Annotated in this window: 12 protein-coding genes; 8 read left to right on the top strand and 4 right to left on the bottom strand. The window is 60.0% G+C overall.

Going from position 1 to position 14,308, the window contains the following annotated elements; all coding sequences use genetic code 11:
- Positions 1-354 precede the first annotated feature (354 nt).
- A complete protein-coding gene (locus K0F88_RS11225; RefSeq protein ID WP_219095108.1) occupies positions 355-615 on the top strand; it encodes a hypothetical protein in 261 nt (86 codons plus the stop codon).
- Positions 616-670: 55 nt separating this feature from the next.
- Entirely contained in the window at positions 671-1,117 is a 447-nt protein-coding gene (aac(6'), locus tag K0F88_RS11220; RefSeq protein WP_219095107.1) for an aminoglycoside 6'-N-acetyltransferase, read from the top strand.
- Here the strand turns inward: aac(6') and K0F88_RS11215 are convergent, their stop codons facing one another.
- The 3 genes from K0F88_RS11215 to K0F88_RS11205 all read right to left on the bottom strand — a co-directional run bounded on the left by K0F88_RS11215 (position 1,118) and on the right by K0F88_RS11205 (position 4,137).
- A complete protein-coding gene (locus K0F88_RS11215) occupies positions 1,118-2,221 on the bottom strand; it encodes a GlxA family transcriptional regulator (protein WP_201198415.1) in 1,104 nt (367 codons plus the stop codon).
- A 288-nt stretch (positions 2,222-2,509) separates the two neighbouring features.
- A complete protein-coding gene (locus tag K0F88_RS11210) occupies positions 2,510-2,734 on the bottom strand; it encodes a hypothetical protein (protein ID WP_219095116.1) in 225 nt (74 codons plus the stop codon).
- A 26-nt stretch (positions 2,735-2,760) separates the two neighbouring features.
- Entirely contained in the window at positions 2,761-4,137 is a 1,377-nt protein-coding gene (locus tag K0F88_RS11205) for an L-serine ammonia-lyase (protein WP_219095106.1), read from the bottom strand.
- Between the two features lie 435 nt (positions 4,138-4,572).
- Between K0F88_RS11205 and K0F88_RS11200 the strand changes: the two genes are divergently transcribed.
- The 3 genes from K0F88_RS11200 (at position 4,573) to choV (ending at position 7,607) form a co-directional block, all read left to right on the top strand.
- Positions 4,573-5,520, top strand: a complete 948-nt coding sequence (locus tag K0F88_RS11200; RefSeq protein ID WP_095127145.1) for a choline ABC transporter substrate-binding protein — start codon at positions 4,573-4,575, stop codon at positions 5,518-5,520.
- Between the two features lie 66 nt (positions 5,521-5,586).
- Positions 5,587-6,432, top strand: a complete 846-nt coding sequence (choW, locus tag K0F88_RS11195) for a choline ABC transporter permease subunit (protein WP_109635476.1) — start codon at positions 5,587-5,589, stop codon at positions 6,430-6,432.
- A complete protein-coding gene (gene choV, locus K0F88_RS11190; protein ID WP_219095105.1) occupies positions 6,429-7,607 on the top strand; it encodes a choline ABC transporter ATP-binding protein in 1,179 nt (392 codons plus the stop codon). Before choW ends, choV begins: the two co-directional genes overlap by 4 nt.
- Before the next feature lie 253 nt (positions 7,608-7,860).
- Here choV and K0F88_RS11185 read toward each other — a convergent pair whose 3' ends face one another.
- Positions 7,861-9,810: a BCCT family transporter gene (locus K0F88_RS11185; RefSeq protein ID WP_257605239.1), complete on the bottom strand. Its 1,950-nt coding sequence runs from the start codon at positions 9,808-9,810 to the stop codon at positions 7,861-7,863.
- A 379-nt stretch (positions 9,811-10,189) separates the two neighbouring features.
- Between K0F88_RS11185 and betI the strand changes: the two genes are divergently transcribed.
- From betI to betA, 3 genes are all read left to right on the top strand, one after another.
- The gene (gene betI / locus K0F88_RS11180; protein ID WP_008151939.1) at positions 10,190-10,783 is read left to right on the top strand and encodes a transcriptional regulator BetI; all 594 of its coding nucleotides are present in this window, start codon (positions 10,190-10,192) and stop codon (positions 10,781-10,783) included.
- A 109-nt stretch (positions 10,784-10,892) separates the two neighbouring features.
- A complete protein-coding gene (gene betB, locus K0F88_RS11175) occupies positions 10,893-12,365 on the top strand; it encodes a betaine-aldehyde dehydrogenase (RefSeq protein ID WP_219095103.1) in 1,473 nt (490 codons plus the stop codon).
- A 145-nt stretch (positions 12,366-12,510) separates the two neighbouring features.
- On the top strand, positions 12,511-14,214 hold the full coding sequence (gene betA / locus K0F88_RS11170; RefSeq protein WP_219095102.1) for a choline dehydrogenase: 1,704 nt from the start codon (positions 12,511-12,513) through the stop codon (positions 14,212-14,214).
- Positions 14,215-14,308: the final 94 nt, after the last annotated feature.

Below are 14,308 nucleotides of genomic sequence, written 5' to 3'. Positions count from 1 at the left end.
ACTGGCGGCGTGAAACCTTAACTGGTGTCCAGAATTACTTGACCAGTTCAGCTTGCCCGCGAAGGCGTCAGCCCAGACACCCCATCCCTTCCTGGTTCACAGGCAAAAAAAACCCCGATCAAGCCGTGACAGGATCGGAGCTGAGGAGGGTACTGTTGAGGAGCCGTCGCGCGAGGGTGACCAAACCTTCGTGTTGCCAGCTGAATCCAGTGTGCCCACTCTCCCCTCTCGCAAGTTAGCCGAAAACGACCTGTTCATAGGTATCGCGGCCATTGCGACAAATCGTCCTTGCCGCCACCCCGCCCCCCTACGAGAATCGAGCCACGACACCGTTCCCTGAAGAAGGATTGCGTCATGATGTACGCCGATTTGATTGACCAGGAAGACCTGTTGGGCCAGCTCAAGGCGTTAGGATTTGCAGTGCCCCCTGGTGCAACTGCCGAGCAGGCCTGCGAATGCGCGGTACGGGGTTTGAACAACGAACGGGCAACGGAACTGCGCACGATGGTCAAGCAGATGTACACCAGCAGCGCGACCATCCTGCCGGCCGTGCGTCAGGCCATTGATAGGCAGTTGCTGCCGGCGTTGGCGGAGTATCAGCAGAGTCGCGTCTGAGGTGTCGGGGGTTTGCTAGAGTAGCGGCCTTCCTGTCCACCACGAGCGAGCGCTGATGTTCCGTATCCAACACTGCCAGTCCGATGAACAAGCGGGCTGGCTGCCTTTGCGCCAGGCGCTCTGGCCCGACGCTTCGGAACAGGAGCATCGGGACGAAATCGCCCAGCAGCTACGCGAGCCAAAACGCTATATCAACTTTGTCGCCTATGACAGCCAGGAGCAACCCGTCGGCCTCGCCGAAGCGTCATTGCGCCGCGACTATGTCAATGGCACCGACAGCTCGCCGGTGGTGTATCTGGAAGGTATCTACGTGGTGCCGCAGCAGCGCCGGCACGGAGTGGCGGCACGACTGATCGAACAGGTGGCGCACTGGGGACGAGCACAGGGCTGCGTGGAGATGGCCTCCGACACCGGCCTCGACAACTTGCCGAGCCAGGAGACACACAAGGCGCTCGGTTTCGAGGAAACCGAGCGCGTCGTATTTTTCAAACGCCCGCTGTAACTAGAGACGAACGCTGGCGAACGTCGACTCATTGCGCGCCTGGCTCAGCGCCGACAACGGCCCGGACAGCGGCGACAGCACCAGCGCCTGCGGCAACGGCATCATCGCCACCTGTTGCGTGGTGTTGGAACCTACGCGTTCGTCACGCGGTGGAATGCCGAAGTATTCGCGGTAGCACTTGGAGAAGTGCGGCGTGGACACGAAGCCGCACACCGACGCCACTTCGATGATCGACATCGGCGTTTGCTTGAGCAACTGCCGGGCACGGATCAGGCGCAGTTTCAGGTAGTAACGCGACGGTGAGCAGTGCAGGTATTTCTGGAACAGGCGCTCCAGCTGACGACGGGAAACAGCGACATACACTGCCAGTTCGTCGAGGTCGATCGGCTCTTCCAGGTTGGCTTCCATCAGCGCGACGATTTCCTGCAACTTCGGCTGGTTGGTGCCCAGCATGTGCTTGAGCGGCACGCGCTGGTGATCCTGTTCGTTGCGGATGCGCTCGTAGACGAACATTTCCGAGATCGCGGCCGACAGTTCACGGCCGTGATCGCGGCTGATCAGGTGCAGCATCATGTCCAGCGGTGCGGTGCCGCCGGAGCTGGTGAACCTGTTACGGTCGAGGGTGAACAGGCGTGTGCTCATGGCTACGCGGGGGAACGCTTCCTGCATCGAGGCCAGGCATTCCCAGTGCACGCTGCAATCAAAACCGTCCAGCAGGCCGGCGCAGGCCAGAGCCCAGCTGCCGGTGCAGACGGCACCGAGACGGCGCGACTGACGCGCCTGGCTTTGCAGCCACGACACGTGTTCGCGGGTAACGGTGCGTTGGATGCCGATGCCGCCGCAGACAATGATGGTGTCCAGGGCGGGTGCTTTGTGCATGGAGCAATCGGGGGTGATCTGCAGACCGTCACTGGCCCAGACCTGACCGCCGTCGACGGTGAGCGTGGTCCAGCGATACAGCTCGCGGCCGGACAATTGGTTGGCCATGCGCAGGGGTTCTACTGCGGAGGCCAAAGAAATAAGCGTGAAATTGTCCAGCAGCAGAAAGCCGATGGATTGAGGCGCACGGTTCTGGGGTTGAGCCCCGGAGTTGAACGTCGTCATCGCGGTATCTCCTCACACAAAGCGGGTGATGGCCTCAGGCGGAGGCTCTTGTTATTGCCATCGTTCTCGCGTGGGAGACGGGCTTTGTAATGACAGAGCAATTGCCATGCCTAAAGTTGAATGGTCATTCAATAACTCCTGAAAACGACGTCGCGGCGTGTCTATATAAGCCGTGCCGCGAGTAGGGGTTATAAGTGCCATTAACTGAGTGAGGCGCTCTGCCCCGTTGGGCTTGAGCAAATCGGTAGCACTTGTGGGAACAGGGCTACGGCGACTTGTTGGAGAGTGTCACCGCAAGCACAGGTGACAGGCGGTAATGGCCAGGTTGGATCCCGGATCTCCGGCAAGTGGCTTATCTGTAAGCGACGCGCCAAAACGTGGCGCGTTTGGGATTATGTGTTCACTTAGCGCGCAGTTTTGACTGGTCTGGTGGTTTTTTGCAGGAGCCGGCTTGCTGGCGATCGGATCGACGCGGTTTTTCAGAGTGACCGCGTTATCGTTCATCGCCAGCAAGCCGGCTCCTACAGAGATTGGTCACCTCAACACTCAACCGCGCTCACCGCCAACCCACCCCGCGAAGTCTCTTTGTATTTGTCGTGCATGTCCGCGCCGGTATCTCGCATGGTGCGGATCACCCGATCCAGCGAGATAAAGTGCTGACCATCCCCGCGCAGCGCCATCTGCGCCGCGTTGATGGCTTTCACCGCAGCAATCGCATTGCGCTCGATGCACGGCACTTGGACCAGCCCACCCACCGGGTCGCAGGTCAGGCCGAGGTTGTGTTCCAGGCCGATTTCCGCCGCGTTGCACAGCTGCTCCGGCGTTGCACCCAGGATCTCCGCCAAGCCAGCCGCCGCCATCGCACAGGCTGAACCGACTTCGCCCTGACAACCGACCTCGGCGCCGGAGATCGAAGCGTTCTTCTTGCACAGAATCCCCACCGCCGCAGCACTGAGGAAATAGTCGACCACGTTGGCGTCCGTCACCACTTCGCTGAACTTCATAAAGTAGTGCAACACCGCCGGAATGATCCCCGCCGCACCGTTGGTCGGTGCCGTCACCATGCGCCCACCGGCAGCGTTCTCCTCGTTGACCGCGAGGGCGAACAGGTTGACCCATTCCATGGCGCTCAAGGTCGAGCCGATGACGTTGGGTTTTCCCAGCTCTTGCAGGCTGCGATGCAACTTGGCTGCACGACGGCGCACATTCAAGCCGCCGGGCAAGATACCTTCGTGTTTGAGGCCTTGATCGACGCAGTCCTGCATGGCGCGCCAGAGCTTCATCAGGCCGCTGCGAATCTCTTCCTCGCTGCGCCAGACCTTCTCGTTGGCCATCATCAATTCGGCGACGCGCAGGTTGTGCTTCTGGCACAGGCTGAGCAGTTCGACAGCGCTGGAGAAATCGAAAGGCAACACGGTGCGATCCAGATCGACCACGCCGCTGGAAGCCTGTGCTTCATCCACGACAAAACCACCGCCGATGGAATAGTAGGTGTCGCGATGCAGCTCGCCGTCATCACCTTCAGCGACCAGGGTCATGGCGTTGGGGTGAAACGGCAGGTTTTCGTCGATCAGCCGCATGTCGCGGGCCCAGATAAACGGCACCGACAGGCGGCCGTCGAGCAACAGTGTGTGGGTCTCGCGCAGGGTTTCGATACGGATGCCGATTTGCGACGGATCAATCGCGTCCGGCCACTCGCCCATCAGGCCCATGATCACGGCGTTGTCGCTGCCGTGACCGATGCCGGTGGCTGACAGCGACCCATAAAGCTGAACTTCAACGCGCCGCACTTGTTCCAAAAGACCCTGCTCACGCAAACCTTGCACGAACAGCGCGGCGGCCCGCATAGGCCCCACGGTGTGCGAACTGGAAGGGCCGATGCCGATTTTGAACAGGTCGAAAACACTGATAGCCATTACTGCCGAACTCCTGGATGTACCAACTCCAGACGCAAAAGCGCCCAGTGACGGAGCTGCTACGCTCAAGCTGCAATCCGCCGAGATGGCCGCATCATCAGGCTTTTGCCGTGTCGTTCGACGTCTCACACCGACGCACTCATGCTCACCAACGCCGCGGGCGTTTTACGCTGCGTTCTCGCCGTTTTTTTGCGGATCAGGGGGGCAAAGGGGGCTGAAAAAAGCTGTAAACGACGTCACCGACACTGGATGCGACCATCCCTGTACTGGTTACGACGCACCCTGTAGGCGTCAGATTTTCACTGGTACATGATCGTATCGACTCGATTGCAAGGCGCCGTGGTAGAGCTGTCTCCAAAACGCCATCCAACCGCAACCTATAAGTGCGGTGGTCCAGTCGGAACACTGCCAAAAAAAACACCAAGGAGTCCATCCATGAAAGGTTCCCCGTCGTTGTTGTTGGCCGCCATGCTGAGTCTGCCGTTACTGGCTCAAGCCGCAGAACCCGCTCAGTGCAGCACCGTAAACTTCTCCGATGTCGGCTGGACTGACATTACCGTCACCACCGCCACCACCAGCGTCGTTCTCGATGCCCTGGGCTACAAGACCAAAACCACGATGATTTCCGTTCCGGTGACCTACAAGTCCCTGGCCGACGGCAAGAACATGGACGTGTTCCTGGGTAACTGGATGCCGACCATGGAAAACGACATCAAGGCCTACCGCGATGCCGGCACCGTGGAGACCCTGCGCGCCAACCTCGAAAACGCAAAATACACACTCGCCGTGCCCGAAGAGTTGTATAACAAGGGTCTGAAGGATTTCGCCGACATCGCCAAGTTCAAGAAAGAACTCGACGGCAAGATCTACGGCATCGAACCAGGCAACGACGGTAACCGCCTGATCCAGAGCATGATCGACAAGAACGCCTTCGGCCTGAAAGACGCCGGCTTCAAGGTGGTCGAATCCAGCGAGGCAGGCATGCTCTCGCAAGTCGATCGCGCCCAGCGCCGCAACACCGCCGTGGTGTTCCTGGGCTGGGAACCGCACCCGATGAACACGCGTTTCAAGATGAAGTACCTGACTGGCGGCGACGACTTCTTCGGCCCGAACTTCGGTCAGGCGACCATCTTCACCAACACCCGCAAGGGCTACGCGCAGGAATGCAGCAACGTCGGTCAGTTGCTGAAAAACCTGGTGTTCACCCTCGACATGGAAAGCACGCTGATGGGCAACGTCCTGGACGACAAAATGAAGCCTGACGCGGCCGCCAAGGCCTGGCTGAAAAAGAATCCACAGGTCCTCGATACCTGGCTCGCTGGCGTGACCACCATTGACGGTAAACCTGGCCTGGAGGCCGTGAAAGCCAAGCTCGCGCAGTAATCGCTTACGCCGGGCGGCTTAGGCCGTCCGGGCTGTTTATTTCCTTGCATGCGGACGTTCACTACCATGCTGATTGATCAGAAAATACCTCTAGGCCAGTACATCGCGGGCTTCGTTGAATGGTTGACGCAACACGGCGCCAACACCTTCGACGCCATCGCCGTGTCACTGGAAACGATGATCCACGGCGTGACTTTCGCGCTGACCTGGTTCAACCCGCTGGCATTGATCGGCCTCATCGCACTACTGGCTCACTTCATTCAACGAAAGTGGGGGCTGACCGTTTTCGTCATTGCCTCCTTTCTGCTGATCCTCAACCTGGGGTACTGGCAGGAAACCATGGAAACCCTCGCCCAGGTGCTCTTCGCGACCCTGGTCTGCGTGGTCATCGGCGTGCCGCTGGGTATCGTCGCCGCGCACAAACCGATGTTCTACACACTGATGCGGCCGGTGCTCGATCTGATGCAGACCGTACCGACATTTGTGTACCTCATTCCTACCCTGACCCTCTTCGGGCTGGGCGTGGTCCCGGGTCTGATCTCCACGGTAGTGTTCGCGATTGCCGCGCCTATCCGCCTGACCTACCTGGGCATCCGTGATGTTCCCGCAGAACTGATGGACGCCGGCAAAGCCTTCGGCTGCTCGCGCCGCCAGTTACTCGCACGCATCGAACTGCCTTACGCCATGCCAAGCATCGCGGCCGGTATCACCCAGTGCATCATGCTGTCGTTGTCGATGGTAGTGATTGCTGCTCTGGTGGGCGCCGACGGCTTGGGCAAACCTGTGGTCAACGCACTGAACACTGCTGATATCGCCCTGGGCTTCGAAGCCGGCCTGGCGATCGTACTGCTGGCGATCATGCTCGACCGTATCTGCAAACAACCCGACGCTAAAGTAGGGGGTGACGCATGAGCATTATTCGCTTCGAAGACGTCGACGTAATCTTTTCCAAAGATCCACGTGAGGCGCTCAAGCTCCTCGACCAAGGCATGACCCGCGACCAGATCCTGAAAAAAACCGGGCAGATCGTCGGCGTTGAAAAAGCCAGCCTGGACGTGGAAAAAGGCGAAATCTGCGTGCTGATGGGCCTGTCCGGCTCCGGCAAATCCAGCCTGCTGCGCTGCATCAACGGCCTCAACACCGTGAGCCGTGGCAAGTTGTTCGTTGAGCACGAAGGCAAGCAGATCGATATCGCTTCCTGTACCCCTGCCGAACTGAAAATGATGCGCACCAAGCGCATCGCGATGGTGTTCCAGAAATTCGCCTTGATGCCGTGGCTGACGGTGCGCGAGAACATCAGCTTCGGCCTGGAAATGCAGGGTCGCCCGGAGAAAGAACGCCGCAAACTGGTGGACGAAAAGCTTGAGCTGGTGGGCCTGACCCAATGGCGCAACAAGAAGCCTGACGAACTCTCAGGCGGTATGCAGCAACGCGTGGGCCTGGCCCGTGCACTGGCGATGGACGCCGACATTCTGCTGATGGACGAACCGTTCTCGGCGCTCGACCCGCTGATCCGCCAAGGCCTGCAGGACGAATTACTGGAACTGCAAAGCAAGCTGAGCAAAACCATTGTGTTCGTGAGCCACGACCTCGATGAAGCCCTGAAGCTCGGCAGCCGTATCGCAATCATGAAAGACGGCCGGATCATCCAGTACAGCGTGCCGGAAGAGATCGTGCTCAACCCGGCGGACGACTACGTGCGGACCTTCGTCGCGCACACCAACCCGCTGAACGTGCTGTGCGGTCGCAGCCTGATGCGCACCCTGGACAACTGCAAACGCATCAACGGTTCGGTGTGCCTCGATCCGGGCGGCGATTCGTGGCTGGACCTGGCCGAAGGCAACACCATCAAAGGTGCCCGCCAGAACGGCGCGAGCCTGGACCTGCAGAACTGGATTCCAGGGCAAGCGGTCGAAGGCCTGGGTCGTCGGCCAACGCTGGTGGACTCGAACATCGGCATGCGTGATGCGCTGCAGATTCGTTATCAGACCGGCAACAAACTGGTGCTGCACGACAACAACAAAGTGGTCGGGATTCTGGGCGACAGCGAGCTGTATCACGCACTGCTCGGCAAGAACCTGGGTTAAGGCAGCAGACACAAAAACGCCGCGAGAGGATCGCGGCGTTTTTGTTAGTGCGGATATTTGGCTGTAAACACGGACCACTGTGGCGAGGGGGCTTGCCCCCGTTGGGTCGCGCAGCGGCCCCAAATCCAGACAGTGCGATCTTACAGATGGACCGCGCTGGTCGGGTTTACGACTGCTTCGCAGCCGAACGGGGGCAAGCTCCCTCGCCACAGTGGATCTGCGGTGCATTCACTGCACCGCATCACCTCAACATTTAGCTATAGACACGGCCAAGGAGCTGCCGATGGCTTTCAAACTGATCGAGCACGTCACGGGTGATCTGATCGTGAGTGAAGCCCATCAAGTCGTAATCCTGGCTGCCGTTGTGCAGGTACACCTCGGCGCGGTAATAGCGCGCACGCGGTTCGTCAGCGCTTTCGGCCGAGACCGTTTCGCTCGCCGCCGCGAGATAGCCATCCAGGCTCACTTCGTAGACAAAAGGGTTGCCCTCTTCCATCTCGATCCGCAGGCCCATGCAGCGCTTGGATTTACCCAGCAACGTTTGCACTTCCAGGCCTTGACCGCGCAGTTGCACCGCCGCCTCTTCCAGCGCCGGGCTGACTTGCTTGTCCATGAAACGCTGAACGATCGACTGATTCGGCTGCAGGTCCAGCTGCGTCAAACGCTCGCTGAAACCACGACGACCGCGCGCCGCCAGCTCCGCTTGCTCCTGTTCGATCTGCACGTCCTGGCGCATTGCCTTGTGCAGACCGAACATGAAGAACACCAGCACCACCGAGAACGGCAGACCGGCCAGCACCACCATGGTTTGCATGGCTTCGAAGTTGCCGGCGAACAGCAGACCGATGGTCACCAGGGTAATCACCGCCGACCAGAAGATCCGCAGCCAGTGCGGGGCGTCTTCGTCGACGTTACCGCCCTTGCACGAAAGGTTGGCCATCATCACCGCGCCGGAATCCGCCGGGGTCAGGAACAGCACGAAACCGACGAAGATCGACACGCCGATCACAATCTTCGATGCCGGGTAATGCTCAAGCAGTTGATAGATCGCCATCGACGGCTGTTCGAGCGCCGTCTTCCCGAGCTCCACCGCCCCATGGTTCATCACCAGGTCCAGGGCAGAGTTACCGAAGATCGACAGCCACGCCAGGGTGAAACCCAGTGGGATCAGCAACACGCCGGCCACCAGTTCACGCACCGTGCGACCACGGGAAATACGCGCGATGAACATGCCGACGAATGGGGCCCAGGAAATCCACCACGCCCAGTAGAACAGAGTCCACAGGCCCAGCCAGCGGTCGGATTTCTCACTGTCGCCTTCGTAGACGTAGAGGTCGAAAGTCTTCAGGACCACGCCGTTCAAATAGTCACCAACGTTCTGCACGAAGCCGTTCAACAGGTGCAAGGTCGGGCCGAACAGCAGCACGAAAATCAGCAGGCCGCTGAACAGCACGATGTTCAGGTTCGACAAACGACGAATGCCGTTTTCCACGCCAGACACGGCCGCGATGGTCGCCACGGTGCTCATCACGATGATCACGATCAGCAGGTTGGTGTTGCTGTGTTCCATGCCGAACAGGTTTTCAAGGCCCGACGACACTTGCAACGAACCAATCCCCAGGTTCGTCACCAGACCCAGCAGGGTCACGAACATGCCGAAGCCGTCCACCGCATGACCGGCCGCGCCTTTGACCCAACGCTCGCCGACCAGCGGATACAGCGCCGAACGCAGTGCCAACGGCTGGTTATGACGGTAGGCAAAGTACGCCACGGCCAGGCCGACCAAGGCGTAGATCGCCCAGCCATGCAGGCCCCAATGCAGGAATGTCAGCTGCACAGCCTGACGCGCGGCCATATTGCTGGCGGCAACGCCTTCCGGCGGATTGAAGTAGTGGTCCAACGGCTCGGAAGCACCGAAGTACAGCAGCGAAATGCCGATCCCCGACGAGAACAGCATCCCCGCCCAGGCGCCGTAGCTGAAATCCGGGGTGTCGTCCTTGCTGCCGAGCTTGAGTTTGCCGTAGGACGAAAACGCCAGGCCCACGACAAATACCAGGTAGGCGGCGATCACCACCATGTAGTACCAGCCGAAACTGCGGGACAACCAGGCCTGGGCGATGCCGAGCAATCTGCCGGCCTCTTGCGGGGCGATGATCAGAATGGCGGTCAACAACAGAATCAACGCGGTAGAGGTGTAGAACACCCAACCGTTGACCGTCACCTTCTCGGGTGGGGTCTTTATAAGAGAGGCAGAACTCATGGCACAGATGCTCCAGGCAGTGCGAGAGAAAAACACAAGGCAACGCGTTACCCGACCATTCGGTTAGTTGGCAGCCGACCAGCGGGTGATATAAAGACAGCCCGAAAAAAGCCCGAACCCCCTGAACGCCTGAGCGTGTGGGTTTCGAGCATTTTCAGACGTCGTTTTTCCGCCAACTACGCGTAGGAAAAACCTGTAGGCAGCGACGAATTGTCGCAGATCTTATTCTTTGTTGATTGAACGTTCAATCAAAACAAAATAGACTGGCCTTCAATCCGATAGACGTTCTACGTCCGCCGGAAGGCCTAAGGAGATGTGCAAGATGCCCAAGGTCGGTATGCAACCCATCCGCCGCCAGCAGTTGATCGAAGCCACATTGCAGGCGGTCGATCAGGTCGGAATGGGGGACGCCAGCATTGCGCTGATCGCCCGTTTGGCCGGTGTCTCGAATGGCATCATCAGTCACTATTTTCAGGACAAGAACGGCCTGATCGCTGCCACGGCGCAGTATCTGATGAGTGTCCTGAGCGAGAACGTCACCGCGCGCCGTCAGGCGCTGGAGGACAGCAGCCCGCGGGCGCACCTCCAGGTGATCATCGAAGGCAACTTCGACGCCAGCCAGGTCAATGGCCCGGCAATGAAAACCTGGCTGGCCTTCTGGGCCACCAGCATGCACCACCCGTCTTTGCACAGGTTGCAGCGGATCAACGATCACCGCCTGTATTCCAACCTGTGCTGCCAGTTCCGCCGTGTATTGCCGCTCGATGACGCGCGCAGTGCCGCCCGGGGCCTGGCAGCCCTCATTGACGGTTTGTGGTTGCGCGGCGCGCTGTCGGGAGATGCTTTCGACACTGAGCAGGCGCACCAGATCGCTTACGAATACATGGATTTCCAACTGGCCAAGCAGGTGAGTTAGAGCACACATAAACGCTCAACCCCTGAACGGCTACTGATCGGTGTTGCCACACCTATATGGCTTCACCGCAGTGGTCAACGCCAACCACTTATGCACTTGCGAGGACTTTATGGCCCGTTTCGAACTGCAAAAACTCTACATCGATGGCGGCTACAGCGACGCCAGCAGCGACGCCACTTTCGAAGCCATCAACCCGGCTAACGGTGAAGTCCTCGCAAAAGTACAACGTGCGACCAAGGAAGACGTCGAGCGCGCTGTGGTCAGCGCCGAAAAGGGCCAGAAAATCTGGGCCGCGATGACTGCCATGGAGCGTTCGCGCATCCTGCGTCGTGCCGTCGACATCCTGCGCGAGCGCAACGATGAGTTGGCCGCCCTGGAAACCCTGGACACCGGCAAGTCGTTCTCCGAAACCAAGTATGTCGACATCGTCACCGGCGCTGACGTGCTGGAATACTACGCAGGCCTGGTGCCCGCCATCGAAGGCGAGCAGATTCCGCTGCGTACCACGTCGTTCGTCTACACCCGTCGCGAGCCACTGGGCGTCGTCGCCGGCATCGGCGCGTGGAACTACCCGATCCAGATCGCCCTGTGGAAATCCGCACCTGCCCTGGCGGCCGGTAACGCGATGATTTTCAAGCCAAGCGAAGTCACTTCCCTGACCACGCTGAAACTGGCAGAGATCTACACCGAAGCAGGCCTGCCGGCCGGCGTGTTCAACGTGTTGACCGGCAGCGGCCGCGAAGTCGGCACCTGGCTGACCGAGCACCCACGCATCGAAAAAATCTCCTTCACCGGCGGCACCGACACCGGCAAGAAGGTCATGGCCAGCGCTTCCGCCTCGTCGCTCAAAGACGTGACCATGGAACTGGGCGGCAAATCCCCGCTGATCATCTTCGACGACGCCGACCTTGATCGCGCTGCCGACACCGCGATGATGGCCAACTTCTACAGCTCCGGCCAGGTCTGCACCAACGGCACTCGCGTGTTCGTGCCGACTCACCTGAAAGCCGCTTTCGAAGCCAAGATCGCTGAGCGCGTTGCGCGCATCCGCATCGGCAACCCGGAAGACGAGAACACCAACTTCGGCCCGCTGGTCAGCTTCGCCCACATGGAAAGCGTGCTGGGTTACATCGCCAAAGGTAAGGAAGAAGGCGCTCGCGTGCTGTGCGGCGGTGGCCGTCTGACCGAAGGCGAATTCGCCAAAGGCGCGTTCGTGGCACCGACCGTGTTCACCGACTGCACCGACGAGATGACCATCGTTCGTGAAGAAATCTTTGGCCCGGTGATGGCGATCCTGACTTACGAAACCGAAGAAGAAGTGATCCGTCGTGCCAACGACACCGACTTCGGCCTGGCCGCCGGTATCGTCACCAAGGACCTGAACCGCGCTCACCGCGTGATTCATCAACTGGAAGCCGGTATCTGCTGGATCAACGCCTGGGGCGAGTCCGACGCCAAGATGCCGGTCGGCGGCTACAAACAGTCGGGCGTGGGCCGTGAGAACGGCATCAGCTCGCTGAACAACTTCACACGCATCAAATCGGTACAGGTCGAACTGGGCGATTACGCCTCGGTTTTCTAAGGCGGCATCTGCTTCGCCTGCGAGGCCGTCATCGCCAGCAGGCTGGCTCCCACAGGAGTACACATTCCAGTGTGGGAGCCAGCCTGCTGGCGATCGAGTGCGCAGCACTCGCTTGACCTGACCAACTTCAAAGAGGGTGCATTCAATGTCCCAAGAATTCGATTACATCATCATCGGTGCCGGCTCGGCCGGTAACACCCTGGCGACCCGTCTGACTGAAGACGAAGGCGTCACCGTCCTGCTGCTCGAAGCAGGCGGCCCGGACTACCGCCTGGACTTTCGCACGCAAATGCCGGCCGCCCTGGCGTTTCCGCTGCAAGGCCGTCGCTACAACTGGGCCTACGAAACCGATCCAGAGCCACACATGGACGGTCGCCGGATGGAATGCGGTCGCGGCAAGGGCCTCGGCGGTTCCTCGCTGATCAACGGCATGTGCTACATCCGTGGCAACGCGATGGACTACGACAACTGGGCCAAGCTTCCGGGTCTTGAAGACTGGGATTACCTGAACTGCCTGCCGTATTTCCGCAAGGCCGAAACCCGCGACATCGGCCCGAACGACTACCACGGTGGCGACGGTCCGGTCAGCGTGACCACACCGAAAGCCGGCAACAACCCGCTGTTCCACGCGATGGTTGAAGCAGGCGTGCAAGCCGGTTACCCGCGCACCGAAGACCTCAACGGTTACCAGCAAGAAGGCTTCGGCCCGATGGACCGTACCGTGACGCCGAACGGCCGTCGCGCCAGCACCGCTCGCGGTTACCTGGACGTCGCCAAGAAGCGTTCGACCCTGACCATCGTCACCCACGCCCTGACCGACAAGATCCTGTTCGAAGGCAAGCGTGCCGTTGGCGTGCGTTACCTGATCGGCGCCGCTGAAGAACGCGTTGAAGCCCGTGCCCGCAAGGAAGTGCTGCTGTGCTCCGGCGCCATCGCTTCGCCGCAGATTCTGCAACGCTCCGGTGTCGGCCCGGCCGAACTGCTGAACAAGCTCGACATTCCGGTGGTCCATGACCTGCCCGGCGTCGGCGAAAACCTGCAGGATCACCTCGAGCTGTACCTGCAATACGCCTGCACCAAACCGGTCTCGCTGTACCCGTCGCTGCTCTGGTACAACCAGCCGGCCATCGGTGCCGAATGGCTGTTCAACGGCACCGGCATTGGCGCCAGCAACCAGTTCGAAGCCGGCGGTTTCATCCGTACCCGCGAAGAATTCGATTGGCCGAACATCCAGTACCACTTCTTGCCGGTCGCGATTAACTACAACGGTAGCAACGGCGTGAAAGAGCACGGTTTCCAGGCGCACATGGGTTCCATGCGTTCGCCGAGCCGTGGTCGCATCCAGGCGAAGTCCAAGGATCCGCGCGAGTACCCGAGCATCCTGTTCAACTACATGGCCACGGAGCAGGACTGGCAGGAATTCCGCGACGGCATCCGCCTGACCCGTGAAATCATGCAACAGCCTGCACTGGACGCTTTCCGTGGCCGCGAAATCAGCCCGGGCATCGACGTGCAAACCGATGAGCAGCTCGACAAGTTCATCCGCGAACACGCCGAAACCGCGTTCCACCCGTCCTGCTCCTGCAAGATGGGCACCGACGAGATGGCGGTGGTCGATGGCGAAGGTCGTGTGCATGGCCTGCAAGCCCTGCGTGTGGTCGATGCCTCGATCATGCCGATCATCACCACCGGCAACCTGAACGCGCCAACGATCATGATCGCCGAGAAAATCGCCGACAAGATCCGTGGTCGCCAGCCGTTGCCGCGCAGCACCGCTGATTACTTCGTGGCCGGCGATGCGCCGGTGCGTGGCAAGCCGTTGCGGGATGTGAGCCTCACCGCTCAGTAAGACCGTTACACCGCGTCACGGCCAATCGCGAGCAAGCTCGCTCCCACAGGTTTTGGGTTGGATTACAGATTTGTGATCAACCCCAATCCCTGTG

It is taken from the genome of Pseudomonas sp. UMAB-40, assembly GCF_900095275.1.
GTDB lineage: Bacteria > Pseudomonadota > Gammaproteobacteria > Pseudomonadales > Pseudomonadaceae > Aquipseudomonas > Aquipseudomonas mandelii_B.
This window is presented reverse-complemented; position numbering and strand designations above follow the sequence as displayed.

Bases quoted from the DNA above. Each gene is read 5' to 3' on its own strand.
- K0F88_RS11225 (WP_219095108.1), top strand. From the start codon at position 355: ATGATGTACGCCGATTTGATTGACCAGGAAGACCTGTTGGGCCAGCTC.
- K0F88_RS11215 (WP_201198415.1), bottom strand. From the start codon at position 2,221: ATGACGACGTTCAACTCCGGGGCTCAACCCCAGAACCGTGCGCCTCAA.
- K0F88_RS11205 (WP_219095106.1), bottom strand. From the start codon at position 4,137: ATGGCTATCAGTGTTTTCGACCTGTTCAAAATCGGCATCGGCCCTTCC.
- K0F88_RS11200 (WP_095127145.1), top strand. From the start codon at position 4,573: ATGAAAGGTTCCCCGTCGTTGTTGTTGGCCGCCATGCTGAGTCTGCCG.
- choW (WP_109635476.1), top strand. From the start codon at position 5,587: ATGCTGATTGATCAGAAAATACCTCTAGGCCAGTACATCGCGGGCTTC.
- choV (WP_219095105.1), top strand. From the start codon at position 6,429: ATGAGCATTATTCGCTTCGAAGACGTCGACGTAATCTTTTCCAAAGAT.
- betI (WP_008151939.1), top strand. From the start codon at position 10,190: ATGCCCAAGGTCGGTATGCAACCCATCCGCCGCCAGCAGTTGATCGAA.
- betB (WP_219095103.1), top strand. From the start codon at position 10,893: ATGGCCCGTTTCGAACTGCAAAAACTCTACATCGATGGCGGCTACAGC.
- betA (WP_219095102.1), top strand. From the start codon at position 12,511: ATGTCCCAAGAATTCGATTACATCATCATCGGTGCCGGCTCGGCCGGT.